We start from the raw sequence: 25,815 nt of genomic DNA on the forward strand, positions 1-25,815 counted from the left end.
TTTTCCTCCTTTACATCCTGTCTAAGTATTGTTGCTTTTCGTCTTATCCCTTTTTGACAAAACGCTCAAGTTCCATCATTAAAGCTTCATCATCTATTTTCATCATCATTGGATTTCCTATTGCTTCAAGCAATACGAATGTAATGGAAGAACCAATAGTTTTTTTATCTTGCTTCATGCGCAGCAGAAGTTTTTCAGCTGGAATTTCAGCTGGGATCTCTGTTTCGTATCCTAATGTAATTAGCCAGTTTGTAAATTCTTCATCATTAAAAGCGAATTTATTATACTTTTTACTTAATTGGATGGCATACCTCATGCCGACAATAATCGCTTCTCCGTGTGACCAGCCGCCATAGCCCATCTCTGCTTCAACTGCATGACCAAGTGTATGGCCAAAATTTAAAAAGGCACGTTTACCTGTTTCTTTCTCATCTTCTCCTACTATATTCGCTTTAATCTCAATACCTCTAGCTAAAAAAGGCTGTATTAGCCGTGCTTGAATATCTTCTATTGTTTTGACCTTTTCTTTGAGCTCCTCATAAAAAGAGAGGTCATGAATAAGAGCATGTTTGATTACTTCTGCAAATCCAGATCTCTTTTCTCTTTCTGGCAGTGTATGCAAATATTCTAAATCATAAAAAACGGCTTCTGGCTGGTAAAAGGCACCAACCATATTTTTCCCGAGCTCATGGTTAATCGCCACTTTTCCTCCAACCGCACTATCGTGTGCCAAAATGGTAGTAGGGATCTGGATGAAAGGAATACCGCGCATATACGTTGCAGCAACAAACCCGCTTAAATCTCCTACTGCTCCGCCGCCAAATGCCAGTATGAGTGATTTACGGTCCAGCTGCTGTTTTAGCGCAAAAGTCAGGCATTCATGGTATACTTCAAACGTTTTTGCATTTTCACCATTAGGAACAATGATATGACTGGATTCAAAGTCTGAAAGCACTTCAAGCAAATCTTGTAAATATAATTTGCCAATGTTTTCATCCGTTATAATCATCAGTTTTGTCAGCTGAGGAAATTCATTATGTAAAAAAAGGGGAAGCTCATGGATGATCTTTTCCCCTATTAAAACTGGATACTCTTTTGAAGAAGTTTGAACAGAAACAGCCTTCATTAAAATTCCCTCGCATATGTTCTTTGCATTTCCACTGTCTCCAGAAGAGTCTCGAAGCGGTCTGCATAAAACTGGCTCATAAGTGCTGAGGCAAGCTCCCATGCCACTGCATGCTCTGCTACAACTGCTGCAGCAGGAACAGCACAGCTGTCGGATCTTTCAATGCTGGCCGTAAATGGTTCTTTTGTTTCAATATCCACACTTTGCAATGGTTTATACAGTGTAGGAATTGGTTTCATAACACCACGGACGACGATTGGCATTCCCGTTGTCATACCGCCTTCAAAACCTCCGAGGTTATTAGACTTGCGGTAGTAGCCATCTGTTTCGTTCCATGCAATTTCATCATGCACTTCACTTCCAGGTTTTCTTGCAGCTTGAAAACCAATGCCAAATTCTACTCCTTTAAAGGCATTAATACTGACAATGGCGGAAGCAAGCTTCGCATCCAGCTTTCGATCATAGTGAACATAACTGCCAACTCCAGGAGGCATGCCTTCAACAATTACTTCAACAATACCGCCAATTGAATCACCATTTTGCTTTGCTTCATCTATTAAGTTCATCATTTTCTGTCCAGCATTTTCATCGAGACAGCGGACAGGAGAAGCTTCGGAAATTTTCATCATTTCATCAATTGGCGGATATTCTTTAATATCTGCACTAATTCCGCCAATTTCACGAACGTGAGAAGTAATTTTTATGCCTAATAGGCTTAGTAGTTTTTTGGCAACAGAACCAGCTGCAACCCGCACAGTTGTTTCACGTGCTGAAGAGCGTTCCAGTACATTTCTCATATCTCTGTGGCCATATTTTAAAGCACCATTCAGATCAGCATGTCCAGGTCTTGGTCTTGAAATGACCCTTTTCATTTCAGCCAATTCGTCCTCATTTAACGGCTCAGCCCCCATTATTTTGGTCCAATGCTTCCAGTCATTATTTTCGACTGCAAGGCATACTGGTGAGCCAAGGGTATAACCATGTCGTACACCGCTTGTAATGTTGACTGTATCTTTTTCAATTTGCATGCGGCGCCCTCTTCCATGACCTTTTTGGCGCCTTGATAATTCTTCATTTATATCCGAATCGACTAGCGGCATCCCAGCTGGTAACCCTTCAATGATTGCTGTCAGCTGTGGCCCATGTGATTCTCCAGATGTTAAGTATCTCAAAACTCTTTCCCCCTTCAACTTGTTAAAGGATTATGTACCAATATAACATATGCCCTTATGTAAAACATAGAAAAATTTTTGAATTTCGAAAATTTTTCTTGTTTGATCAATTGCAGTCATTTTACCATGAAGGCTTTAAGCTGAAAAGCAGAGTGCTGGTTGGGAGATGCGGCACTGTCGATAAAAATAAGAGAGTTGGCTGGGGCAAAACTAGATTAATATGTCTTGAATACGAAATTCAATGTTCATGGTTTGGTTATTTAAACTAGCATGTTCTACCCGCTTTCCTCTATTGTCCACAGAAGTCGAGTGTTCTCCGCTCATTACACTTATGAATGAAAAAGATATATTTTAGAAATACAAATAAAAAACGAATGTTAGAAAGATCGACTTTCTAACCATTCGTTTCTATGGTCGTGCTATATAATGTCCAGCATCTTCTTTTCAGCTTTTTTTATAAAAGAATGTATCCTCTGTCTGGAAACCATATTTTCCCGGATTGAAAATCTGTTCTGTGCTTCCGACAAAAAAGAACCCTTCTGGCTTTAATGCTTGGCTGAATTTATGATAAAGGCCATCTTTGGCTTCTTCCGTAAAATAGATGAGAACATTTCTGCAAACAATTAAATCAAAAGGCCCGCCAAATGAATCAGACAGCAGATTTTGCTTTTTAAATGTCACCGTTTTTTTGATTTCATTTGAAATTTTATATAAACTGCCTTCTTTTTGAAAGTATTTCTGTTTCATTTCAGAAGGAACTTCATTTAAAGATCTTTCAGGATAAATCCCAATTTTGGCGCGATCAATGACCTTTTCATCCAGGTCTGTTGCGAGAATGTTAATTTGGGCGAGCGGCATCACTTTTGACATAATCATAGCAAGCGTATAGGGCTCCTCACCAGTAGAACAAGCTGCACTCCAAACCTTTACTTGCTTTGTTCTTCCGTATATTTGAGGCAGGATTTTATTCTCCAATACCTCCCACCGCTTCGCATTTCGGTAAAATTCCGATACATTAATGGTCATACGGTCCAAGAAATCATCCAGAAGGCTTTTATCCTGGTTGATAGCGTGAAAAAAATCACGAAATGATGTAAATCCTTTTTTATCGTATAAAGACTCCAGGCGTCTTTTCATTTGTGCTTCCTTATATGCCCCTAAGTCAATTCCTGTCTTCTTCTTAATATTCATTATAAATTCCTGATATTCTTGAACCATTTCTATTCTCCTCTATCGATAGTCCTAGTTAAAAGTATAACGGAAAATAGAAGAAAATAGAATCACCTAAATTTTCTCTTAAACATTGTATACGGTTACAAAAAACCACTTGCAAATGCAAGTGGTTTTAAGCTTAGCTATGTTCTTAAATTTATACAATGATTAATTAATCCAATCATTCATTAATTTATTATATTCAACTAATTCTTCTTGTTTAAAGAATAAGCCAATTTCACGTTCTGCACTTTCAGGAGAATCTGAACCATGAATGATGTTTTTGCCGACAATCACACCAAAGTCTCCGCGCACAGTTCCAGGAGCTGCATCCTTTGGATTAGTAGAACCCATCATTTGACGAGCAATTGCAATCACATTCTCGCCTTCCCAAACCATAGCAAACACTGGGCCAGAAGTAATAAAATCAACAAGCTCACCGAAAAATGGACGTTCTTTATGTTCACCGTAATGCTCTTCGGCAAGCTCTTTTGGAATACTCATTAATTTTGCTCCAACTAACTGAAAGCCTTTCTTTTCAAAACGAGAAACAATTTCACCAATTAAATTCCGCTGTACCCCATCAGGCTTGACCATTAAAAACGTCTTTTGCATAGTCTCCACTCCTAAGTTATATGTATATGGCTGTCATAGACAATCCACGAAAATATTAACACTTATTTGACAATTATTCAACTTCAAATTTTTCTGTCAAATAAAATAACTTAGAAAAGTGAAAATCAAGTTAGAATCGCCGCTTCCCGATCACACGCACAAGATCTCGAAATGCCCGCTTTGAGCGGTTAGTTGGAAGTTCGTCAATCAGCACAAGTGCCTTTTGCAAATATTGGTCACTGACCTTTAAAGAGCGTTCGATTGCACCAGAATTTTTAATAAGCGTAATGATTTCTTGTATTTGCTCACGTGTTGTATGCTCTGAAACATTGATCATTTTATCATGTATTTGCTTATTTTCACTCGCAAATAATGCGGGAAGTGTTATATTTCCCTGAAGCAGATCACCGCCAGCAGGCTTTCCAAGCTCTTGTTCTGTTCCGATAAAATCCAGCACATCATCTATGATTTGATATGACATGCCAATATAATAGCCAATTTTATATAATTTTTTGTGCAGCTCTTCCTCTACATCAGCAGCAATGGCTCCTAGCTGACAGCTGACAGCAATTAAAATAGCTGTCTTTCTTTTGATTCTGCGCAAATAACTGCGCAGGTTTTGATCAAAGTTATATTTGTCTTTTATTTGCTCAATTTCACCTATGCAAAGTTCAACTAGTGTATTAGATAATATTTGATGTGCATATGGCTTATCGATATTGGATATTAGTTCAAGAGCTCGCGCAAATATATAATCGCCAGTATACATGGCGATTCGATTGTCCCACTTCGCTTTTATGGTCAGCTGACCTCTGCGCAGCTCTGCATCATCAATCACATCATCATGAACAAGTGAAGCCATATGAATCAGCTCAAGTGAAACAGCAACATCCTTCATTTTGTTGATGTCATAGTCTCCAAATTTACCTGCAAGCAATACAAATACAGGTCGCAGTCTTTTCCCCCCTGCTTGCAATAAGTGCAGAGAAGCCTGGTGAAGCAGCGGTGACTGGGCTTGAATAGCGTTTTCCAATGCTTCTTCTATCACGTTTATATCTGAATTTAAAAATGAGTACATCATTTTCAATTTCATATCTTCATCTCACCTAGCTTATAAATCCCTAATGCATCATACACTTAGTAATGAACAAAGCATTCAGATCCAATATTATTTTTCCTTCATCCCTATGTGAACAGCAGCTACTCCGCCACTGTACGATTTATAATGAACATTCGTCAATCCAGCAGTTTTAAATAATTCTGCAAGCTCCTTCATGCCGGGAAAATCCTTTGCCGATTCGTGCAGCCATGCATATTCATCAAAGCTCTTTGCAAATAGTTTACCAAAAAACGGCATGATATGACGGAAATATAAGTAAAACAGCTGTTTATATACCGGCAGAGTAGGCTGTGACGTTTCAAGACAGACGACCTTTCCTCCTGGCTTAACAACACGGCGCATTTCTTTTAATACCTCCAGATAATCTGGTACATTTCTAAGGCCAAAACCAATTGTTACAAAATCGAATGAATCATCTGGAAAGGGAAGCTCCATCGCATTGCCATGCACTAGCTTTACATGGTTTAACTGCAATTCTTTTACTTTTTGCTCTCCAATTTTGAGCATATTTTTACTGAAATCCAATCCAAAAACTTCCCCTTGATCTCCAACGGCGTCAGCTAATGCAATGGACCAATCAGCAGTGCCGCAGCATACATCAAGCGCTTTTGCACCCTTAGGCACATTCATTCGTTTCATGACATCCTTACGCCATCTAACATGCTGCTGAAAACTAATGACAGAATTCATTTTGTCATAATTCCCATAAATCTTCTCAAACACCTTATGAACGCGTTCTTCTTTTGATTGTTGCATGCTTACCCTTCCTCCGCAAATGATTTCACCTTATGTGTATCATAATCTATCATTGCCTGAATTTTTTGCTGAAGTGAGCTGTTCATATAAGGAATTTGTTTGTACAATTTTTCAATTTCCTGCCTTGTATTTTCTATATACGAATCAGCAACTGATATTAATTCATCTCTATAGTCCAATGAGCTATTTTGCAGATCAGCCTCTGGAAAAACAAGCTCTCCTAATGCTTCAAAAACAATTGAAGGCTTCTCTTTAAAGAAGCGATCTCTTTCCATTAGAAGCTTTTTGTAAAATAAAATATTCGCTGTGAAGCCCTGTAAATTCTCACTATTAAAGTAAGTAAGAACTCTTTCAAAAAGTGCAGATTCTATTTTCTTTACCGAGTCCATTAAGGTTTTAATACTTTTACTATCTTTACGATAGACAGAAATTTTATGTTCATTAACCTCTTTAATTCCTTCTGCAAGCGTACGAATCATTCCTACATCTTCAATTGATGATAAAATTTTATAATAAAGACCGCTATAATAAGTTCCCGCTAAAATAGTCAGCTGTCTGCTTTTATGCAATTCGGCATTCAGTTCTCCATTTTCAACGAGTTCATGAGTGTCTAATGCTATTTGGACGAGCATTGCAGTCACAGCATATTGTTCGGCTTGCATTTTTGGCAGATCATATAGAGAAAAAATTGAAGTGAATAATAAAAGTTTATCTTCATCTATAACGGGTTCATTTATATATTTAAATAAGTATGAGTGTTTGACATGCTCATGTATTTGTGATTTCACATCTGCTAAATTAGTGGTAAGTTTTTGCATGCAATCACCCTTGATTCAAAAGTTTTCATCTATCTACCATTGAGTCAGACAGCCGGTCCTAAAAAACCTCTTTTACTCTTAAGGAATAAGCAATCATGTTTTATTGGCGGAATAGATCTATCTATTATGTTTGGCATTTTTAAAAATAAAATGATATGTATATATAATTTTTACGTTTAGCTTTTTCATTTAATAAACAAGGTTCAATTCTATAAAAAAAGCACCTGAAGCGGTTACTTTTGAACTTGTATTTGACTTTGCCACTGCCCATTTAAGGCAGAGACAATTATATCATAAATCACAGTACCATGTTAGAGGAATATAAAAGGAATTTGCACGCTGCCAGTTTAGCAGCGTGCTTATTTCTTTGCATCGCTTTCAATTTCTCCATAGGATGTCTTTATAATTGCATTTCCTCTAATTTTAATCGCTGATGTATGCTCCGTAAATTGTGCGATCAGCACTTCACCTTCATCAAGTTTTTCAGAGTGATGAAACTTTGTGTCGGAACCTCTTGTAAGTCCAATTACATTTACACCATCTTCAATAGCTTTGATGACAATATAATCATTATTGTTTTTTTCCACCATGATCATCCTTTTTCTTGAAGTACTAAGGCAGAGAATTAATTGTTGAGAATTTCATTGCTGCTCTGCCCATAAAACATGTTCCTTCAGTTTAGCTTGAATTGCTATCGCTTATTTCTTCGCTATAAGTGAAAGTACTTCTGAGCGTGAAATAGCATCCTCTGCAAAAACTCCTCTTACTGCAGATGTAATCGTTTTTGAACCAGGCTTTTTAACACCGCGCATTGTCATGCACATATGCTCTGCTTCAACAACAACCATAACGCCATGCGGCTCTAATGTTTCAAGAATTGAATCTGCTACTGTAGATGTAATTCGTTCTTGAAGCTGCGGACGTTTCGCAACAGCCTCTACTGCCCTTGCCAGCTTGCTTAATCCTGTTACTTTTCCGTTTTTCGGTATATATGCTACATGTGCGACACCAAAAAACGGGACAAGATGATGTTCACACATAGAATAAAACGGGATATCTTTCACTAACACGAGTTCTTCATGATCTTCGCCAAATACAGTCTGGAAATATTCTTTAGGATCCTGATTTAATCCCATAAATACTTCTTCATACATTTTTGCCACTCGTTTTGGCGTATCTAATAGCCCTTCTCTATTGGGATTTTCTCCAATAGCTTCTAGTATGAGACGGACTGCTTCTTCTATCTGTGCAGTATTAACTGATGCCATGATTGTTCCTCCTAATCATCACTGGTTCTTATAGCTCATAACTTTCATATTAGCATAATCTATGACTTACTAGCAAAAACATCTTGCCGAATCGTTTAAGGCCGATCTATTCATCCTAATGTTTAGCTTGAACAATCTCTCTCAAGGTCAAGTTGCTAACGGAAGCCCCTTTAGCATAAATTTACATTTCTTAAGCACAAACAAAAACCGCGAGAATGATCTCGCGGTTTCTATCGCACATATATGTACTTATTTTACAGCGTCTTTAAGCGCTTTTCCTGGTTTGAAAGCAGGAACTTTGCTTGCAGCGATTTCGATTTCTTCGCCTGTTTGCGGGTTGCGGCCTTTACGTGCTGCACGCTCGCGCACTTCAAAGTTTCCGAAACCGATTAGTTGAATTTTATCACCGTTTTTAAGCGCTTCTAAAATTGTATCGAAAACAGCATCGACTGCTTTAGTAGCATCCTTTTTGGAAAGCTCGCTAGCTTCAGCAACTGCGTTGATTAGTTCTGTCTTGTTCATTACTTTCACCTCCTCCCAAAAACAATATAACTCAGTAAATAGATTCTTACATTCATTTGTAAACAAAATTACTGAATTCTATACGTTGTGACGTATATTTGTTTAAGCATGCCTTATCATATATCAACTCGCGGAATTTTTCAATCAATAACGCAAAAAATCCTTTTGTGATAAGGGTTTAAGCATCACAACAGTAATTCTGTTAAAAGATTATCATAATCATTTATGCATATCAAGAATATTTCACGATTTAATGGGAATCTTTTCTTTTTTGAAATATAACTGTAATACGCCCAACAGAAAGATGTATTCCCCATCTTGCACTTTGACAAACCACTAGAATATATTTATACCATTAAATGTTCTACTTTTTTCTATTTATCCTTCCTATGAATTATTGTAGTTTATTTATGATTAAATGCAAAAAAAAGACCCCTAAAAGGAGTCCGTTGCCTTGCATCCATATACTTATAGGATAATGGCGATTAGGCCGCCAGAACCTTCATTAATGATTCTTTCCAGCGTTTCTTTCAGTTTATAGCGAGCATTTTCAGGCATAAGGGAGAGCTTTGCTTGTATGCCTTCTCTTACTATCGAACTCAGGCTTCTGCCAAAAATATCTGAATTCCAAATGGATAGCGGATCGTCCTCGAAGTCCTGCATTAAGTAACGAACCAGCTCTTCACTTTGTTTTTCCGTGCCAATGATTGGTGAAAATTCGGATTCAACATCCACTTTAATCATATGAATGGATGGTGCCACCGCTTTTAAACGGACTCCAAATCTTGAGCCATGACGCGTAATTTCTGGTTCATCCAAGCTCATATCAGCTAAAGATGGAGCGGCGATCCCATAACCTGTTTGCTTAACCATTGTAAGCGCATCAGATATCTGATCATATTCTGCTTTCGCATGAGAAAATTCCTGCATAAGCTCTAATAAATGATCTTTTCCTCTGATCTCAACACCGACAATTTCCTTAAGCACATCATCATACAAGTCATCCGGAGCAAATAGATCAATCTCCGCTATTCCCTGCCCCATCTCAATCCCTGCCAATCCAGCGCGCTCAATGAATTCAAAGTCTCCAAATTGATGGACAACCCGATCGACATCTCTTAATCTTTTAATATCCTTCACTGTTTCCTTCACAGCTTCCTGGTAGCTCTCACGAAGCCAGTGATCCTCACGGAGTACCATTACCCAACTTGGTAAGTTAACATTAACTTCGAGGACTGGAAACTCGTAAAGGGCTTCTCTCATTACATTTAGAACATCTGACTCTCTCATTCCCTCCACACTCATCGCAAGGACAGGAATATCATACTGTTCAGCTAATTGCTCTCTTAACGCCTCAGTATTCGGGTGATGAGGCTGTACGCTGTTAATCACCATAATAAATGGTTTTCCAACTTCCTTCAGTTCGTCAATCACCCTAGCCTCTGCCTCTAAATAGCTCGATCTTGGAATTTCACCAATTGTACCATCCGTAGTGATGACGACACCAATGGTAGAATGCTCCTGAATAACTTTTCTCGTGCCGATTTCAGCTGCCTCATGAAAAGGAATCGGCTCTTCATACCAAGGAGTATTGATCATTCTTGGACCATTTTCATCTTCATAGCCCATTGCCCCAGGAACTGTATACCCCACACAATCGACAAGACGAATATTTACGTTAAGACCTTCATCAACATGTACAGATGCAGCCTGGTTTGGAACAAATTTCGGTTCTGTTGTCATGATTGTTTTCCCTGCAGCACTTTGCGGAAGTTCATCCTGAGTACGTGCCCGTTCAGCTTCATTTTCCATGCTCGGTAAAACAACTAATTCCATAAATTTTTTAATAAACGTTGATTTCCCTGTACGTACTGCACCTACTACTCCGAAATAGATATCGCCTCCGGTTCTTTCGGCAATATCTTTAAACACATCTACCTTTTCCAAGTGATCCCCTCCTGAATCTCCGAGTTAGTGGGAAATATTATCCTATTAAGTATATCTGGACACTATATGTTTATGATGTTGTCCTACATCGTTATGCCAACTTTTTTATAAAATTTCCCCTCTCCCTAAAATAAAGTATCTTTCTATATCTCTTATCCTTTGTAAACAGTGTATTCACCAGGTTTGAGAAGCTAATATTTATGAATAGCAGATAAGAACTAATCATGAATGTTAACAAAGGAGTATTGCTGATTACTCGGCAGTATAGTAAAACAAAAAAAACCTTTCTCTTACAATATATTTTGTAAAAGAAAGGTTATGACTATTTCACCAAAAAGATTGGTTCACTGTCTTCATTTATTGTGTAAGGCAAAGAATAGGAAGGCACAAAAGGAGAATCTTCCACTAAAATATTCCGGATGTCTTCTCCCTGTTTTAACGTAGTATCCGTTTGATCTACAGCCTCAAATAAATCACTGCGATAATCAACATAAATTTCACCATCACCTGTAATCACAAATGGCAGATTTCTGCCGGAGTACGGGCTGATAGCTACAGGATCCTCTTTATAGCCGAGTTTTTCAAAATCGAGAGTGAATACATGGCTTTCGATTTGCTCTTTAAAAGGAGGGTACTCATGACCTTTTAAACGGATTTTAATTTCGCGGATCGTTTCAGCCATACGTAAATCAAAGATCCTTACAGCAGGCTCTGTTTCGGCATTTACGATGACATATTGAAACACACCACCCATTTCAAAAGCATTTCCTGGCGGTTCGGCCATAAATGCAGGGGTTAGCTTATTAAAATCAATTAAATATTTTTGATAGATTGGCGTATCCATATCCTTCGTTTTTATCGGGAGAAGCCCCGTATTTGTTTCCCTGAATTGGTCGACTGCATTTTGAACAGCAGCAAGCTGATCCTCATATGGAATTTGATTCTGCGCCAGCCGCTCCTGTGGATATGCACAGCCAGCCAAACATATTAATATAGTGGCTGCACCTATTAAACGCAGCAAGCTTTTTTTCATGATTATCAATCCTTTAGTATGTATATCTAGTGTTTTTTGCAAAAGACTTCTGTTCTGAATGGGAACTCCAGACAGCAGAATGATCTATCCCTTAAACAGAATTATTCAGGTGTAGGTCCTCCAAATACGATCAGGAATATAATAATACCGCTAATAATCATAAGAATATAGGCAATAAAGGCTGTAATAAATTTTAGTGTTTTATTTTTTAATTTAAATCGGCTTAAGTATATTAACAAAATGGATATAAACATAAAGCCCATGGATGATAGAGAAATCCACATTTTCATTAAAGAATCTGACATTCATTTCACTCCTTTTTCCGAAAAGTATTATAACATAGAAAAAGCAGGAAATATAGGCTGTACACAAACGTTTTCATGCTTATTAAAACCTTTGCACCCTTCCTTTTCTTTGTATAAAAATAACCGGGAAATCGGAAGGGGCATTTCCAATTTCCCGGCAATATGACTAAATTAACCTACACCCTGATCATGTTACCAGTTTGCTTCGTTGCATTGTATGCAATTCCATTTCTTCCTGTATCGTTTAAATGCCTATATTTTTCAAATAAATTACCGCCATTGATCATATAAAGCAAATGAATGAACAGAAGAAAGAAGTCTAAAATGGCGGTTACTGGCCGCCAAGCAAATTTGTAAGGTCTTCCATTTCATGCGTTTTTCCACGTGCCATTAGCAATTCTACAGCGTCTTTTGCACTGACATTCTCAAAAAGCACACTATAAAGCACGTCTGTAATCGGCATTGTTACTTGATATTTTTCAGCAAGCTGATGAGCAGCCTTCGTTGTGCGGACACCTTCAACCACCATGCCCATATTATCAAGCACTTCCTGCAAATTCTGGCCTTTACCGAGTAAGTTTCCCGCTCTCCAGTTTCTGGAATGAACGCTTGTACAAGTAACAATTAAGTCACCAATCCCTGTTAAACCAGAGAATGTAAGCGGGCTGGCACCCATTTTAACCCCTAAACGGGCGATCTCAGCCAATCCTCTTGTGATGAGCGCTGCCTTGGCATTGTCCCCATAGCCAAGACCATCTGTAATCCCAGCAGCCAGTGCAATAATATTTTTTAATGCTCCGCCTATTTCAACACCGATAATATCAGGGTTGGTATAGACACGAAAATGCTGATTAATAAATAAATCTTGAATTCTCTCTGCTTCCTCTAATTCTTTTGAAGAAACAGTAACTGTTGTTGGCTGTCTTAAACTGACCTCTTCAGCGTGGCTTGGGCCAGAAAGCACCACTACACTTTTTAAAAGATGGGAGGGTGTCTCCTCTTCAATCATTTCTGAGATGCGCATTAAGCTATTCGGCTCTATCCCTTTACTCACATGCACGATTGTCATCGGGTCTTTTCTGATTACAGCAATTTTGTTGACGACTTCACGGATCGCTTTGGTCGGAACAGCAAGAACAAGCACCTCTGCGTCTTCTATAGCTTCTCCGAGGGATACATGACCGATAATATTTTTTGGCAAAGTTATATCCGGTAAATATTTTTGGTTTGTATGATGTGTATTAATTTCATCAATTTGTTCTGGTTTATGACCCCAAAGCCTTACATCATGTCCGTTATCAGCTAAAACCATGGCAAGGGCAGTACCCCAGCTTCCTGCGCCAATGACGGCAATTGATTCAACACTTTTCATTATCATCACCGCTTTTTAACTTATTGTCCTGCTTCAAAGATTTAGGCTAATCGCCTTACAGAGCCTTTATCACAGATTTGTATCTATAAAACCTGTCCTAATGTACAGTGCTTTTATTGATTTTATTTTCTTTCGCGAGAAAAAATCTTAATCGGTGTGCCTTCAAAGCCAAAAGCATCTCTGATTCGATTTTCTAAGAAGCGTTCGTAAGAGAAATGCATGAGTTCAGGATCATTTACGAAAATAACAAAAGTAGGCGGTTTAACTGCTACTTGTGTTGCAAAGTAAATGCGCAGTCGTTTTCCTTTATCTGTTGGAGTTGGGTTCATAGCAACGGCATCCATGATCACATCATTCAGTATGCTCGTTTCAACACGCAATGCATGATTTTCACTAGCAGTATTAATCATTGGGATCAGAGTATGAATCCGTTTTTTCGTTTTAGCAGATAAAAAGACAATTGGCGCATAGTCGAGGAACAAAAAGTGCTCTCTAATATTCGTTTCGAACGCTTTCATCGTTTTTTCATCTTTTTCTACAGCATCCCATTTATTCACAACGATTACCACTGCACGGCCTGCTTCATGTGCATACCCTGCAATACGTTTATCCTGTTCGATTATTCCTTCTTCTCCGTCTATTACAACAAGAACAACGTCAGAACGTTCAATTGCACGAAGGGCTCTTAAAACACTGTATTTTTCAGTTGTTTCGTAGACCTTTCCTTTTTTCCTCATGCCAGCTGTATCAATGATGACATATTTCTCACCGTTGTAAGTCAGCTGGGAGTCAATTGCATCTCTAGTTGTTCCTGCCACATTACTGACGATTACACGATCTTCTCCTAAAATGGCATTTACTAAAGACGATTTGCCGACATTTGGTCTGCCGATTAAAGAGAATTTAATGACATCATCAGCATATTCATTTCCGCCATGTTTTGGAAAATGCTTAGCAGCCTCATCCAAAAGGTCTCCTAAACCAAGTCCATGTGAACCGGAGATTGGAAAAGGTTCTCCAAAGCCTAATGCGTAAAAGTCATAAATCTGGTCACGCATTTCTGGATTATCAATTTTATTCACACCAAGCACAACAGGTTTCTTTGCCTTATATAAGATTTTGGCAACTTCTTCGTCCGCACTAGTAACACCTTCACGGCCGTTAACAAGAAAGACGATAACGTCTGCTTCTTCTATGGCAATCTCTGCCTGCTGTCTAATTTGCTCTAAGAAAGGCTCGTCCCCTATATCAATACCGCCTGTATCGATAATATTAAAATCATGTGTAAGCCATTCTGCAGAGCTGTATATACGATCCCTCGTTACACCGGGAATATCTTCGACAATGGATATTCTTTCTCCTACAATTCTGTTAAAAATAGTTGATTTACCAACATTCGGACGTCCGACAATAGCCACTACTGGTTTTGCCATAACATCACCCCTTCAAGGTTTTTATTTATACTTTAAAATCGTATAGGTTATCAGCGCTGGAGATCATTCGACGCAGTTGCTAATTTGGAATAAGGTATAAGTGCAACTAAGCCTCTGGCTTCGCCTTTCAGGCTTGCCAATCAGCATGTTCTATTTAAGAGCAATATGACGAGTTATTCTGTAATAAACAATGAAAATCATTCATATCTCAAAAATAACCCTTCTATGAAAAAGAAGGGTCTAACTTCACTATTTTATCAGAGCTTCTTCATAGAGGCAACATTTGGATAAGTTTTGTGCTATACTCTTCTGTAATTTATATGATTAGTGCTTAACAATAACATATAATTCCTCTGTTAACATATGGGCGATACCATCTAATATCGCTTCCAGATTTGCTGCGATCGTCTCCATTTCCTGTTTGCTGTCACAATAAAAAACAGCAGTTCCGCCAGGTATTTTGGAAGAATTGGTTGTAATGGCTGCCAATATATATTTTTCTAAAACCATTCTTTATTTCCCCTCGCCTTCTACATGACGTTCGCTTGGCATCCTAATCGCATTTTCAAGGGTTGGAACAGCTCCAATTATTTTAATTGCCCGTTTTATATCCTTTTCCTGCGGCAGAACGAACACCCCAACACGACCATCATCCAAATCTCGCTTAGCAAGCGGAACGAGCGCTGGTGTGCCCGAATCTCTATAAACACCAAGAGCAGTTGAAACATCATGTAAAATCGCTTGACGCTGGCCAAGGTTTGCAATTGTTGATCTGGAATTAAAGTTTTTTGGCTTTAAAATGAACCCCATTCCATACCGCAGTACTTCTTCTTGCCGCTGAGGAAGACCGATATTCATAATATAAATATTGTCAACGTAAAGACCAGGACCATCAAAACGAGGCTCTACATATTCTATCTCAACAATATCCTTTAAACGCCCGCCGGACATAAGCACTTTAGCGATCAAGACACAAATAATTGCAGCGATCAGGGCAGCCCATACATTTATTAATAAATAGATTAGTGTACTTACTAGTGATGTAAAGATGACAAGATAATTTCTGCTCTCAAACGCAATGGCGATTCCTTCAATATACGTCTTGCCTCTTGGCACCATTTCGTAGCTGTCCAGCTCAGTTAAGGTGTTTCTTTCCATATTGCGAACCTCACGAAATTGAGAGGCTGCTAACGTTAAAAACGTAATGGCCGTAAAATCCTCTTCCATGATTGAAGGGATTGCTACTGTCCCAAGTCCCGCTGCGATAAACCCAAGTGCTACATGAATAATTTTGCCATGCAGATAGGTAGGGTATTGCCGATAATCTGTACGCAGCATGTACATTCTTGTTGCAGTTCCAATAATCAAACCAAATAAAATGGGATATGTATATTCACTCATGATGGTTTTCCCCTCTCTTTTTCAAGCTGGTTAAAGTAAGACCCTAAATAGGCAGTAATATACTCTACTCCATTCCATAAAAGCAGGATCAGAGCAGCCAGTGCCAGAACATCTAAATAAACAAAAGACCCTATTGTATAGGGAAAAGAAAATGAATGAAAAATAATTCCATTAACCACTTCTCCATGTATTCCAGCTGATGCAAGCAGCAAGACCCGTTCGAATCTTTTTCTCATTAAAATTAAAGATACAAGCACCATCATGACAGAAAGCATCCATTCTCTGTCCATAATGACCCATACAGGATCAAACATTTCAAATAAATGAAAACTAACATATGCTAAAACTCCAATTAACTGGCACACCAAAAAATAAAAAAGCTTTTTGTTTTTATATTTAGCCAATAATGAATAAACGGTTAGAACGACTAAAATAGCCGAAAAAGAAACAGAAACAGCATCAATAGAAAAGTAATAACCTGAAAAAATAATGAGCAGCAATATCCATGCTGAAAACCCTAGCCTATAACGCTGTTTCTTATCTATTAAAAAGCTGGAAAGAATCCAAATTCCCCACGCTGTAAAATAAAATATTATTCCGTCCAACCCGACACCTCCTATCATTACCATTATGACTAAATCCTATGTATTTTAATCTTTACAGTATAAACTTTCAGGAAAGCTTCATCTTAAACATAGGAGGTGTGTATTATGGGAAGAGATCGTCAAGAAAAGAAGCTTAAAAACAGCGGAAGAGTAGAATCTGATCGTGATCAGGCACTCCACTATCCTGGAGCAACAAAATTACAAAGCCCCAAAGAAGCAAGAGCCCTAAACGACAACATGAAGACACAGCATTAACAGAAAAGCGGAGGCGGCTCGCTCAGCTGCGACAAGCATAAGGCGAGCCAGGCAGAAGGTCGTTCTTTGACCTTTTGACTGGATTGACTTATGACCTCGAGCAGCTAGCCGCCGGAGCTAGACAATAAAGAAATGCGGAAGGCGCTTGCTCAGGGACGACAAGCTTAAGACAAGCCAGGCAGAAGGTCGTTCTTTGACCTTTTGACTGGATTGGCTTAAGACCTCGAGTCCCTAGCGCCTGAAGCTAGACAATACGAAAAGCGGAGGCGGCTCGCTCAGCTGCGACAAGCTTAAGACAAGCCAGGCAGGTCAAATCCGTTCTTAAAATAACAAAGGTCAATATTCATTTTTTACACACAAAAAAAAAGCAAGCAGAGATATGTAAATATCCCTGCTTGCTTTTTATATGATATGAATCTCAATTACTTGATAGATCTCTGGCTATAAATTTCCGTGTTGACGCCTCTTTGCTGTAACCAATGGTGCACATCACCGCTTAGAAGAAGTGGAGCTTGCTGCAGTTGTTTGAGGGTCTTCGCTCCTAATGCGGTCATAATCATTTTTAACTCCTGGTGCAGGAGACCGATTTCATCAATGAGATTCTCTAAATCCCCTTTAATAAGCACCTTTAAGAGGGCACCAGCCATGCCTGCAGCATTTGCACCAAGTGCTATGGATTTGGCAGCCTCTGTACTCGTTTGAATACCTCCTGATGCTAGGATAGTTATATTTCCTTTGTGCGCTGATGTTTCGGCAATTGAAACGGCTGTCGGAATGCCCCATGAATCAAAAAATGGGATATGTCTTTGTCTCCGTTCATTTTCAATTCTTGAAAAATTGGTGCCGCCAAAACCGCCAACATCTACAATAGCTACTCCTGCTTCTTTTAGTTTCCAAATCGTTTCTTTGCTAATCCCAAATCCAACTTCTTTCACTATGACCGGAACTTCCAAATTATGTACAATGTGTTCAATTCTTTTTAACGCCCCAGTAAAGTCACGATCACCTTCAGGCATAACCAGCTCCTGAACTACATTCAAGTGAATCTGAAGAGCATTTGCCTCAATCATATCGACAGCCGCTTTTGCCTGGTCAAGAGTGGCTTCACTGCCCAGATTGGCAAACAGAATGCCATCAGGGTTTTCTTTCCGAACAACTCGATAAGATTCTGCTTCGTTCTGATCTTTTAAGGCTGACATTTGTGAACCCACCGCAATTGCTACACCAGTCTGCCTTGCAGCGATGGCCAGATCACGATTAATCTGGTAGGTTTTCTCTCCTCCGCCTCCAGTCATTGCATTGATAAAAATTGGCGAACTTAATAATAGTTCGCCAATTTCTGATGCTAATGATATGTGATCTAGACTTGTGTCTGGCAGGCTTTGATGGATAAAAGTAACGTCTTGAAAACCGGTAAGTGACTTTTGCCCGGTAGATAGCGCGTTTTGAATATGATCCCATTTCCTTTTTGCTCTAGACACTATTTATCACCATTATTTATTTAAATTCTTTAATTGGTCGCCAATCATTTCACCAAGCTGGAAACCTTTAGATTCTTCTGGCAGTTCATAATCTGTTGGAACTTCTTCCTCTTTTTCCAGCAGATCTTTAATGCTTAAGGACAATCTTTGCTCCTCTTCATTTGCTTCAAGTACTTTTACTTTTACTTGTTCGCCTTCTTTCAGCACTTCATGTGGAGTGCCGATATGTTTGTGAGCTATTTGAGAGATATGAACAAGCCCTTCAACACCAGGGAATACTTCAACAAATGCACCATAAGAAACAAGTCTTCTAACAGTTCCGTCTAAAACAGTGCCTTTAGGCGCTTTTTCGCCGATTTGATCCCATGGTCCAGGAAGTGTTTCTTTAATAGAAAGAGAAATCCGCTCATTGTCGCGATCAACACTAAGCACTTTTACTTTTACTTGCTGGCCCTCTGCCACTACATCAGATGGCTTCTCAACATGTTCATAGGAAAGCTGAGAAATATGAACTAAACCGTCAACCCCGCCGATATCAACAAATGCACCGAAGTCTGTAATTCTTTGTACAGTACCATCCAGCACTTCACCAGCTTTTAAAGAGTCAAGCAATTCGTTTTTTTGCTTTCCTTTTTCTTCTTCAACAACTGCTTTGTGAGATAAAATCAAACGATTTTTTTCTTTATCCAGCTCAACAATTTTAAAAGTCATTGTCTTGCCTTTATAATCAGAGAAATCTTCAACAAAGAATGCTTCAACTAAAGAAGCCGGTACAAAGCCTCGTACGCCTAGATCAACGACAAGACCGCCTTTTACAACATCCTTAATTTCTGCTTCGAAAACTTCACCATCATTGTATCTTTTTTCAAGGTCTTCCCAGGATTTTTCTGCGTCTACTTTTCTTTTTGATAAAATTAACGCTTCTTCTTCAACTTTTAATACTTCTAGCTCAAGTTCTTCACCTTCAGCTACAGCATCACTTGCTTTTTCGATATGCAGGCTTGAAAGCTCGCTGATTGGGATAATCCCGTCCAGCTTGCTGTCTGCAATATGCACAATTACTTGTTTTTCCTCAACTTTTGTCACTTGGCCAGTAACTTTTTCTCCAACTTCAAAGGTTTTCACTTCTACATCATTCATTTCTTCTGACATATGTAATCCTCCTTAATCCAATGGCTGCTTCAGATTTTATGCTGGAAATCCATCCGCAACATTTAATTGTAAATTGAAGCAAAATGGTTATGATCTTATGACACGCACTGCTTAGTTTGTGCCGTATACTCAATGCAGCGATTAATCACTGCACAGCTACTGCAGCTATAGCCTAAAATATGATTAAAGACTATTTTCAGAAAACATTGTATTTAAATGCAATACAAAAAACGCCTTTTATTAAACTTCTTACAAATGGCTGTTTTTGTCAAGCAAGAAGACTTATTGATAAGCATTGATCAGAGTGCGAATTTCATTCATAATCATATCCGTCGTTTCTTCTGCAGATGCCTTTCTATTGCGCAATTCCTGGATGTTGATTGGCTTACCATAAACAACTTTAATTTTTCTAAAGGGTTTATACGGGCCAATTATAGCACATGGAACGACTTCTGCACTTGAGCGGAGAGCAAAAAATCCAGCTCCTGCCAAACCTTTTCCCAGCTCACCATTTTTACTTCTAGTTCCCTCTGGAAACAGACCTAAAACATTGCCCTCTTTAATAATTTTGAGACCATTTCTTAAGGCTTCCCGGTCACTCATTCCCCTTTTAACCGGAAAGGCATGAATTTTAGGCAGCAGCTTCCCCAGCACGGGCACATTGAACAGCTCTTCTTTTGCCATAAAGTATACGGGGCGTGGCGCCGTAATTCCTACTACAGGCGGATCTAAATTATCTATATGGTTGGCACAGAGCAAAACGCCGCCTTCTTTTGGGAAATTTTCTCTCCCGATCACTTCATAACGGTAGATCGGTTTTAATACTGCATTTACAGCAGACCTTGCAAATCCATATAATGTCATATCATTAATTCCTTTCAGCAGCTAAAGCTAAAATACGATCTGCTACTTCCCCAATAGACATAGATGTAGTGTCGATTTCTTCAGCGTCTTCTGCCTTCCTCAATGGTGCAACTTCCCGCTCGGAATCCAGCTTGTCCCTTGTTGCAATTTCTTTCTTTAGCTGTTCTAGGTCAGTTGGGAATCCCTTCGATTGATTTTCAGCATGACGCCTTGCAGCCCGCTCATCTACAGATGCAAGAAGAAAAACTTTTACCTCAGCATTTGGCAATACATGTGTGCCGATATCCCTGCCATCCATCACAACTCCGCCTTCAGCCCCAAATTCCTGCTGTCTGGCAACCATCTCTGCCCGAATGGCACGGTGTTTTGCTACAGCTGATACCGAATTCGTGACTTGAGCTGAACGGATATCATTTGTAACGTTTTCACCATCAAGAATAATAATTTGTCCCTCTTCACCAGGCATAAGCTCTATACTCGTTTTTTGCAGGACAGCAAGTAATTCCTGCTCATTTTCCAGATTCACGTGATTTTGGATCGCTTTATATGTGAGCGCTCTATACATGGCACCTGTATCTATATATATGTAAGATAGTTTTTCAGCAACGATCTTTGCTACTGTACTTTTACCTGCAGCAGCAGGACCATCAATAGCTATTGAGATTTTCTTCATAGTTCCTCCTGTAAAACAATAATATCGAATTTATTTTAACACAGAAATAAGAGAATCGGTGTTCATTTCGTGTGATAATCTCTCAAAATGTAGCATTCCCTATTTTAAAAATATGACTTATTTTTCTATTTGTTAAAGGTGTGCAGATATCATTTCCAAAAAAAAATCAAAACCTTGCTAAAAATATAAAAAAAGCAAGCAAAAATCTGCTTACTTTTTAGAGTTAAAGGTTTCGAGCAGTTCAGTAAAGTTCTGATCTGTGACTCCTTCATATTGAGTTAGCTGTTTGATTTCAGGAAACACATTCCATTTGTGGAAAAAAAGCTGAGAACATAGCAAGAAAAGAAACTGCACAACGATTATTTTTAAAAGAATACGTTCAAACGTTTTCATAGCTAAACCTCTCGATACTTGTCTGATATTCCAAGTATGGAGAAGTTTTCGTTATTTTATGCTTCAATTCCGCGTTTTTTATAGGCAAGCTGACGATCAAAGCAATAGCGCAATAATAATTGCCGTTCATTCGGAGTAATGTTTGAAAACTGAACTGAGATTTTTCGGTTATTCTCCTTCGTATTTATAATACGGACAATCTTGCTCTTTAAGTTTAGATAATGGTATTCGCCGCCATGCATAAGGAGAACAAGCCATAGGTTTACATTCATTTCTGGTTCTACATGAATTTGTGATTTTGTTGAAAAAGAGGCTCCCCCTGCACTAATATCCTCTGTAACACAAACTAAGGGAGGAAAATTCTCCTCAGGAGAATGCAAAGCTGCATCAACAGCCGTTTCAACTCGTACATATTGCCGGCGCTGAATTTTCATCAGCTGTTCATCTCCAGGATATGTAAGCATGATCATCGGAACATTGCGTTTGACTTTGCCGGCAACCTCACTGTCAAATAGGTAAACTGCACCTGCAGCAGCAACAAAAGAAGCTTTTAATTGTGTGCCATCCAATAAGAAGGCCGTTTTATGTGTTTCCATGTTTTTTGGATAATCTATGTATATATAGTGTTCTGACTGATCAATTACTTTACTTTGATACCTCTCCCCGCTTTCAGAGTATTTTGTCTCTAATATAATTGTGTCCCCTATCTTAATCAATTACCGCACTTCCCCTGTCCGAAAGGATAAACTTGTCAGTTAATTATGACATGTGACTCATATATGTTGCAAGACCATTTTACGAAATACACAGGAAATAAGATATAGTTTATAGAAAAAAAAGGAAAAGCTTAGTTCGCTTTTCCTACACCACATCTTCATATACAGGCTCTGCATTCTTTAATTTATCTACTTTTTCTTCAATGCCTGTATCTGCATTAATATAAATTCGATACGTATCTTCCCCTAAAGTACCCATAAACTCATAACAGAGTACTTCTTCGCTTATATCATTGATGATGATTGCCAGCCGGTTCTCCATAACCTCTACTGCTGGATTAATCTTTTCTCGGGCTTCATCAACTGTAATCCCTGGATCAGGAATTTCTCTTGCATGATGCGCTTTTAAATAATCTTCAGCAGAGAAGCCTAAGATTTTGCCATTATCAAGAGCCATTTTCATTTTGATGGAATCCGGATATACACGCACACCATCTTGCGTAGAGACAAAAGTGAAAACACCCATGTTGTCATATTGCGCACTTTCAAAGAGATCAAGATTTTCAAATTGATTCTTCTTTAAAAACTCAACCGCTTTGTTGCTTGCTTCATTTAAACTGATTTTTTGATCTGTTACTTCCCTTGACATAAGGTACCAGATCGGATATCCGCCTTTTTTGGTTATATCCATATTGGCTTCCTGTTTTGATTTTTTATCTTGAAGTGTCACACTAAAGAAGCCGTAGTCAGAGCCATCTCCATTTTCCGTCACTTTTACATTCACATCATTGCCTAATCCAGCATATTCCTTAGCTTCTTTGATCGCTGCGTTTTCTGTAATTTCTTTACCCTCTAGATACTTAAAGTTTTCATCCTTCTTCTGCATGTTGACAAATGCAGGGCCAAAATCAGTTTCCCCGTATCCATCTACAGTCTTTTCAACCGTTTGAAAGCCGTCAATGATTGTATTATCTCCTGCTTCATCTCCTGCTGCCAATGCCATTTCAACGTCCATCCAGCGCAGATTATTTTCCAGTACCATATGCTGAACTTCACGCAAATCATTTTGAACATCTGCTGCTTGTGTGTATAACTGTTTTAGTGAATCGTATTCTTTGTCTGATAAAGGTTCTTTATTTAAATCTCTGACTGCAGTCTGATAGCTGAAATCTCCTATCTTCGCCAAAAATTCTTCTGTTTTATTGAATGGCAGCAAAGAAAGGGGAAGCTGACCGACATCCGTATGTGCTTCTGAGGTAACCCTCCATACCTCAGCAAGTGCCGGTGACAAAGATTCTCTTGAATTCATTGCTAATGTTGTTCCAATTTTATCGTGCAGCAAATCAATCTGATAGGTTAGATCATGAAATGCTCTCTGATAGTTATTTTCAGCGTTGATCAGGATGGCATTTTTTTCTCTATGCTCCTGATACCCCCAAAAGGCTGTTCCTGCGACTCCTAATGTCAGTACACCAATTAAAACGCCTCTTAGCATGCTTTCACCCCTTATTTACAGAATATATGTTTTCCAATTCTCTTAATTTGCGGACGTGTCCATATCCAGCCGCTTGTTGCCGTGTCTGGGTTAAAATAGTATAAAGCATTTCCGGTAGGATCCCAGCCATTAATGGCATCTAATACTGCTTCACGTGCTTTTTCGTTTGGTGTGAGCCAAATTTGCCCATCAGCTACAGCTGTAAAAGCTCTAGGTTCGAAAATGACGCCAGAAACGGTGTTTGGAAATGTTGCACTTTCTACCCGATTCAAAATAACTGCTGCAACAGCAACCTGCCCAGTATATGGCTCTCCGCGTGCTTCACCATAAACCGCATTTGCCATTAACTGTATATCATTTTCAGAATATCCGTTTGGCATATTTGCTGCCGTTGGTTTTTGCTGAGCAGGTGCCTGATTTGCCGCTCCTCCGCCATTCCCAGTTTGTCCTTGAGTGCCGCCGGTTTGTCCTTGGTTACCGCCAGTTTGTCCCTGAGTCCCGCCGGTTTGTCCTTGGTTACCGCCAGTTTGCCCTTGAGTTCCGCCGCCAGATTGACCACCACCTGTCTGTCCTTGTTTAGCAGGCTGTTTCTTTTGGTTTGCGCCACCGGAAGGAGCAGGTTTTTTCTGCTTATTTAAATCTACACCGCCATAATGAGTAAATTTATTACCTTTGTTAATTTGCTCTTTCACAAATTGCTCGTTATAGTTTGAAGCTTTCGCTAACTTTTCTTTCGTTTTTTGACCAGCAAGCCCATCAATAGGCAAACCGAATTCGTATTGAAAATTCCTTAATGCCCAATAGGTTCCCCAGCCAAATACACCATCGATTTTTCCATTGTAAAAACCAAGATATTGCAGCCTTGATTGAAGTTCAATGACATCATCTCCAACAGCTCCTTGCTGTATGACCTGATCAGAGAAGGCAGCTGCTTTTTCGCCATTTCCAATCAAAGGAATCATCAGCACAAGAAAGGAGATTATGATCATTATCTTGGATAGAAGCAACTTTTTATTCATGTATAATAACCTCCAAAAGTAATTCTTTATTACATTAACCCTATTTTCTGTAGCGTCTGGATTTTTATACAAAAAACTAGGATCAGATTGAGTGGGGTATTTTACCAATGGAGATCTTTCAAGAAGGAAGTCTGATAAGAGAACAAATAAGAATATGTAGCCACACCTTTGAATTTCTTTCAAACAGCTGTTTACATAGTATTTAATAGCAAAAAAGCACTGATAACATCTAGGTTATCAGTGCTTTTTTATATGACAGACCATTTTATCTATAAGATCTTTACATGTTTAAAGGGGGTTCAAATTTGAAGGCGTCCTGATTTTGCCGGATGGTTAAAATTCTCGCCTTTTTCACCTTTCTCATACCCAGCCACCATAGGAAAATCATAAATGGTACCATGAAATACGGCCAATACTTGAAAGTTAATAAAATGTAATCATATGTGCCATGCAGCAAAAAAGGCACAAATAAGGATAATATAAGCCATTTTCCTCGAGAAGTTGCTGAAAATTTCACTTTTCCTATATAATAACCCATGATTACACCAAAAAGGGCATGACTCGATACAGGAAGAAGCGCTCTGCCTACAGCATGTTCAATGCCAAGTGCAAATAAATATAATATGTTTTCAACTGTTGCGAATCCTAATGAGACAGATACACCATATACAATGCCATCGTATGGCTCATCAAAATTCACATGCTGATAGACTGTGTAAAATAAAATAAACCATTTGAAAAACTCTTCCAGCATGCCAGATGTGAGAAATGCACTAATGAAGCTGGAATCAATTAAATGCTCCGTTTCCATGACATGCTGGATAAACATGATGGGAAACACCAGCAGCGCACCTGACATGAACGTTTTAAACACCATTGAAAAGGGCTCTGACTCATATTGATCTTTCAAGTAAAAATAGCTTAATAACGCTAAACCTGGGGCAATTCCCGCAGATAATATTCCAAACATGAGCCAACCTCCTTTTCAAATCGTCTCTATAATCGTAACATGATCATATTGGATTGAAAATGCATTACAGTATAATTAATTATATTCTATAT

General features: G+C 38.7%; 28 protein-coding genes. 1 reads left to right on the forward strand and 27 read right to left on the reverse strand.

Annotated features, from left to right (window positions below; all coding sequences use genetic code 11):
* Nucleotides 1-43: 43 nt before the first annotated feature.
* The 18 genes from aroB to J1899_RS14235 all read right to left on the reverse strand — a co-directional run bounded on the left by aroB (nucleotide 44) and on the right by J1899_RS14235 (nucleotide 16,705).
* Nucleotides 44-1,126, reverse strand: a complete 1,083-nt coding sequence (gene aroB, locus J1899_RS14150) for a 3-dehydroquinate synthase (RefSeq protein ID WP_214474724.1) — start codon at nucleotides 1,124-1,126, stop codon at nucleotides 44-46.
* Complete coding sequence (aroC, locus tag J1899_RS14155; protein WP_214474733.1) at nucleotides 1,126-2,298, reverse strand: chorismate synthase; 1,173 nt, start codon at nucleotides 2,296-2,298, stop codon at nucleotides 1,126-1,128. The genes aroB and aroC overlap by 1 nt, the downstream gene beginning before the upstream one ends.
* A 444-nt stretch (nucleotides 2,299-2,742) precedes the next feature.
* Entirely contained in the window at nucleotides 2,743-3,516 is a 774-nt protein-coding gene (locus J1899_RS14160) for a CheR family methyltransferase (RefSeq protein ID WP_214474735.1), read from the reverse strand.
* Nucleotides 3,517-3,678: 162 nt separating this feature from the next.
* The gene (gene ndk / locus J1899_RS14165; protein ID WP_066444162.1) at nucleotides 3,679-4,125 is read right to left on the reverse strand and encodes a nucleoside-diphosphate kinase; all 447 of its coding nucleotides are present in this window, start codon (nucleotides 4,123-4,125) and stop codon (nucleotides 3,679-3,681) included.
* Between the two features lie 130 nt (nucleotides 4,126-4,255).
* Nucleotides 4,256-5,218 (reverse strand): heptaprenyl diphosphate synthase component II, encoded by a 963-nt coding sequence (gene hepT, locus J1899_RS14170; protein ID WP_214474737.1) that lies wholly within the window; start codon nucleotides 5,216-5,218, stop codon nucleotides 4,256-4,258.
* A gap of 75 nt (nucleotides 5,219-5,293) precedes the next feature.
* Nucleotides 5,294-6,001: a demethylmenaquinone methyltransferase gene (locus J1899_RS14175; protein ID WP_066444157.1), complete on the reverse strand. Its 708-nt coding sequence runs from the start codon at nucleotides 5,999-6,001 to the stop codon at nucleotides 5,294-5,296.
* Nucleotides 6,002-6,003: 2 nt separating this feature from the next.
* Nucleotides 6,004-6,819: a heptaprenyl diphosphate synthase component 1 gene (locus J1899_RS14180; RefSeq protein WP_066444155.1), complete on the reverse strand. Its 816-nt coding sequence runs from the start codon at nucleotides 6,817-6,819 to the stop codon at nucleotides 6,004-6,006.
* 359 nt (nucleotides 6,820-7,178) lie between these two features.
* Nucleotides 7,179-7,409: a trp RNA-binding attenuation protein MtrB gene (gene mtrB / locus J1899_RS14185; RefSeq protein WP_066444152.1), complete on the reverse strand. Its 231-nt coding sequence runs from the start codon at nucleotides 7,407-7,409 to the stop codon at nucleotides 7,179-7,181.
* A 108-nt stretch (nucleotides 7,410-7,517) separates the two neighbouring features.
* The gene (gene folE / locus J1899_RS14190) at nucleotides 7,518-8,087 is read right to left on the reverse strand and encodes a GTP cyclohydrolase I FolE (RefSeq protein ID WP_066444150.1); all 570 of its coding nucleotides are present in this window, start codon (nucleotides 8,085-8,087) and stop codon (nucleotides 7,518-7,520) included.
* A 249-nt stretch (nucleotides 8,088-8,336) separates the two neighbouring features.
* On the reverse strand, nucleotides 8,337-8,609 hold the full coding sequence (hbs, locus tag J1899_RS14195; RefSeq protein WP_066444147.1) for a non-specific DNA-binding protein Hbs: 273 nt from the start codon (nucleotides 8,607-8,609) through the stop codon (nucleotides 8,337-8,339).
* Nucleotides 8,610-9,077: 468 nt separating this feature from the next.
* Complete coding sequence (gene spoIVA / locus J1899_RS14200) at nucleotides 9,078-10,556, reverse strand: stage IV sporulation protein A (RefSeq protein ID WP_066444143.1); 1,479 nt, start codon at nucleotides 10,554-10,556, stop codon at nucleotides 9,078-9,080.
* A gap of 322 nt (nucleotides 10,557-10,878) precedes the next feature.
* A complete protein-coding gene (locus J1899_RS14205) occupies nucleotides 10,879-11,589 on the reverse strand; it encodes a hypothetical protein (protein WP_214474739.1) in 711 nt (236 codons plus the stop codon).
* A gap of 101 nt (nucleotides 11,590-11,690) precedes the next feature.
* Nucleotides 11,691-11,894 carry a DUF2768 domain-containing protein gene (locus J1899_RS14210; RefSeq protein WP_066444135.1) on the reverse strand — a complete coding sequence of 68 codons (204 nt, stop codon included), beginning with the start codon at nucleotides 11,892-11,894 and terminating at the stop codon, nucleotides 11,691-11,693.
* A 331-nt stretch (nucleotides 11,895-12,225) separates the two neighbouring features.
* Nucleotides 12,226-13,266, reverse strand: coding sequence for an NAD(P)H-dependent glycerol-3-phosphate dehydrogenase (locus J1899_RS14215; protein ID WP_246586491.1), 1,041 nt, complete (start codon nucleotides 13,264-13,266; stop codon nucleotides 12,226-12,228).
* 122 nt (nucleotides 13,267-13,388) lie between these two features.
* On the reverse strand, nucleotides 13,389-14,699 hold the full coding sequence (gene der / locus J1899_RS14220) for a ribosome biogenesis GTPase Der (protein ID WP_151573094.1): 1,311 nt from the start codon (nucleotides 14,697-14,699) through the stop codon (nucleotides 13,389-13,391).
* A 324-nt stretch (nucleotides 14,700-15,023) separates the two neighbouring features.
* Complete coding sequence (locus J1899_RS14225) at nucleotides 15,024-15,209, reverse strand: capping complex subunit for YIEGIA (protein ID WP_066444128.1); 186 nt, start codon at nucleotides 15,207-15,209, stop codon at nucleotides 15,024-15,026.
* A gap of 3 nt (nucleotides 15,210-15,212) precedes the next feature.
* Nucleotides 15,213-16,100 (reverse strand): YIEGIA family protein, encoded by an 888-nt coding sequence (locus tag J1899_RS14230; protein ID WP_066444126.1) that lies wholly within the window; start codon nucleotides 16,098-16,100, stop codon nucleotides 15,213-15,215.
* Nucleotides 16,097-16,705 (reverse strand): YphA family membrane protein, encoded by a 609-nt coding sequence (locus J1899_RS14235; protein WP_214474742.1) that lies wholly within the window; start codon nucleotides 16,703-16,705, stop codon nucleotides 16,097-16,099. Before J1899_RS14235 ends, J1899_RS14230 begins: the two co-directional genes overlap by 4 nt.
* Nucleotides 16,706-16,810: 105 nt before the next feature.
* Here J1899_RS14235 and J1899_RS14240 point away from each other — a divergent pair, with 105 nt between their 5' ends.
* On the forward strand, nucleotides 16,811-16,960 hold the full coding sequence (locus J1899_RS14240; RefSeq protein WP_066444122.1) for a YpzI family protein: 150 nt from the start codon (nucleotides 16,811-16,813) through the stop codon (nucleotides 16,958-16,960).
* 422 nt (nucleotides 16,961-17,382) lie between these two features.
* Here J1899_RS14240 and fni read toward each other — a convergent pair whose 3' ends face one another.
* From fni to prsW, 9 genes are all read right to left on the reverse strand, one after another.
* The gene (gene fni, locus J1899_RS14245; RefSeq protein ID WP_214474758.1) at nucleotides 17,383-18,441 is read right to left on the reverse strand and encodes a type 2 isopentenyl-diphosphate Delta-isomerase; all 1,059 of its coding nucleotides are present in this window, start codon (nucleotides 18,439-18,441) and stop codon (nucleotides 17,383-17,385) included.
* 12 nt (nucleotides 18,442-18,453) lie between these two features.
* Nucleotides 18,454-19,593, reverse strand: coding sequence for a 30S ribosomal protein S1 (gene rpsA, locus J1899_RS14250; protein WP_066444112.1), 1,140 nt, complete (start codon nucleotides 19,591-19,593; stop codon nucleotides 18,454-18,456).
* A gap of 282 nt (nucleotides 19,594-19,875) precedes the next feature.
* Nucleotides 19,876-20,457 (reverse strand): lysophospholipid acyltransferase family protein, encoded by a 582-nt coding sequence (locus tag J1899_RS14255; protein ID WP_214474760.1) that lies wholly within the window; start codon nucleotides 20,455-20,457, stop codon nucleotides 19,876-19,878.
* Nucleotides 20,458-20,461: 4 nt separating this feature from the next.
* A complete protein-coding gene (cmk, locus tag J1899_RS14260) occupies nucleotides 20,462-21,130 on the reverse strand; it encodes a (d)CMP kinase (RefSeq protein ID WP_066444107.1) in 669 nt (222 codons plus the stop codon).
* A 210-nt stretch (nucleotides 21,131-21,340) separates the two neighbouring features.
* Nucleotides 21,341-21,523, reverse strand: a complete 183-nt coding sequence (locus tag J1899_RS14265) for a YpfB family protein (protein ID WP_066444104.1) — start codon at nucleotides 21,521-21,523, stop codon at nucleotides 21,341-21,343.
* Between the two features lie 56 nt (nucleotides 21,524-21,579).
* Nucleotides 21,580-22,239 (reverse strand): flagellar brake protein, encoded by a 660-nt coding sequence (locus J1899_RS14270; RefSeq protein WP_066444102.1) that lies wholly within the window; start codon nucleotides 22,237-22,239, stop codon nucleotides 21,580-21,582.
* Between the two features lie 145 nt (nucleotides 22,240-22,384).
* Complete coding sequence (gene ypeB, locus J1899_RS14275; RefSeq protein ID WP_066444099.1) at nucleotides 22,385-23,734, reverse strand: germination protein YpeB; 1,350 nt, start codon at nucleotides 23,732-23,734, stop codon at nucleotides 22,385-22,387.
* Nucleotides 23,735-23,745: 11 nt separating this feature from the next.
* Nucleotides 23,746-24,753, reverse strand: a complete 1,008-nt coding sequence (gene sleB, locus J1899_RS14280) for a spore cortex-lytic enzyme (protein WP_246586492.1) — start codon at nucleotides 24,751-24,753, stop codon at nucleotides 23,746-23,748.
* Between the two features lie 280 nt (nucleotides 24,754-25,033).
* Entirely contained in the window at nucleotides 25,034-25,723 is a 690-nt protein-coding gene (prsW, locus tag J1899_RS14285) for a glutamic-type intramembrane protease PrsW (protein WP_214474768.1), read from the reverse strand.
* Nucleotides 25,724-25,815 lie beyond the last annotated feature (92 nt).

Origin of the sequence: Cytobacillus gottheilii, from assembly GCF_018582665.1 — a bacterium.
GTDB classification, from domain to species: Bacteria; Bacillota; Bacilli; order Bacillales; family Cytobacillaceae; genus Cytobacillus; species Cytobacillus gottheilii.

Coding starts and splice junctions, on each gene's coding strand:
- hepT (WP_214474737.1), bottom strand. CDS start 5,218: ATGAAATTGAAAATGATGTACTCATTTTTAAATTCAGATATAAACGTG.
- J1899_RS14205 (WP_214474739.1), bottom strand. CDS start 11,589: ATGAAAAAAAGCTTGCTGCGTTTAATAGGTGCAGCCACTATATTAATA.
- mtrB (WP_066444152.1), bottom strand. CDS start 7,409: ATGGTGGAAAAAAACAATAATGATTATATTGTCATCAAAGCTATTGAA.
- ypeB (WP_066444099.1), bottom strand. CDS start 23,734: ATGCTAAGAGGCGTTTTAATTGGTGTACTGACATTAGGAGTCGCAGGA.
- J1899_RS14180 (WP_066444155.1), bottom strand. CDS start 6,819: ATGCAAAAACTTACCACTAATTTAGCAGATGTGAAATCACAAATACAT.
- J1899_RS14265 (WP_066444104.1), bottom strand. CDS start 21,523: ATGAAAACGTTTGAACGTATTCTTTTAAAAATAATCGTTGTGCAGTTT.
- hbs (WP_066444147.1), bottom strand. CDS start 8,609: ATGAACAAGACAGAACTAATCAACGCAGTTGCTGAAGCTAGCGAGCTT.
- folE (WP_066444150.1), bottom strand. CDS start 8,087: ATGGCATCAGTTAATACTGCACAGATAGAAGAAGCAGTCCGTCTCATA.
- J1899_RS14255 (WP_214474760.1), bottom strand. CDS start 20,457: ATGACATTATATGGATTTGCAAGGTCTGCTGTAAATGCAGTATTAAAA.
- J1899_RS14160 (WP_214474735.1), bottom strand. CDS start 3,516: ATGGTTCAAGAATATCAGGAATTTATAATGAATATTAAGAAGAAGACA.
- J1899_RS14230 (WP_066444126.1), bottom strand. CDS start 16,100: ATGAGTGAATATACATATCCCATTTTATTTGGTTTGATTATTGGAACT.
- aroB (WP_214474724.1), bottom strand. CDS start 1,126: ATGAAGGCTGTTTCTGTTCAAACTTCTTCAAAAGAGTATCCAGTTTTA.
- J1899_RS14215 (WP_246586491.1), bottom strand. CDS start 13,266: ATGAAAAGTGTTGAATCAATTGCCGTCATTGGCGCAGGAAGCTGGGGT.
- J1899_RS14225 (WP_066444128.1), bottom strand. CDS start 15,209: ATGGTTTTAGAAAAATATATATTGGCAGCCATTACAACCAATTCTTCC.
- rpsA (WP_066444112.1), bottom strand. CDS start 19,593: ATGTCAGAAGAAATGAATGATGTAGAAGTGAAAACCTTTGAAGTTGGA.
- der (WP_151573094.1), bottom strand. CDS start 14,699: ATGGCAAAACCAGTAGTGGCTATTGTCGGACGTCCGAATGTTGGTAAA.
- cmk (WP_066444107.1), bottom strand. CDS start 21,130: ATGAAGAAAATCTCAATAGCTATTGATGGTCCTGCTGCTGCAGGTAAA.
- J1899_RS14175 (WP_066444157.1), bottom strand. CDS start 6,001: ATGCAACAATCAAAAGAAGAACGCGTTCATAAGGTGTTTGAGAAGATT.
- J1899_RS14240 (WP_066444122.1), top strand. CDS start 16,811: ATGGGAAGAGATCGTCAAGAAAAGAAGCTTAAAAACAGCGGAAGAGTA.
- ndk (WP_066444162.1), bottom strand. CDS start 4,125: ATGCAAAAGACGTTTTTAATGGTCAAGCCTGATGGGGTACAGCGGAAT.
- J1899_RS14210 (WP_066444135.1), bottom strand. CDS start 11,894: ATGTCAGATTCTTTAATGAAAATGTGGATTTCTCTATCATCCATGGGC.
- sleB (WP_246586492.1), bottom strand. CDS start 24,753: ATGAATAAAAAGTTGCTTCTATCCAAGATAATGATCATAATCTCCTTT.
- prsW (WP_214474768.1), bottom strand. CDS start 25,723: ATGTTTGGAATATTATCTGCGGGAATTGCCCCAGGTTTAGCGTTATTA.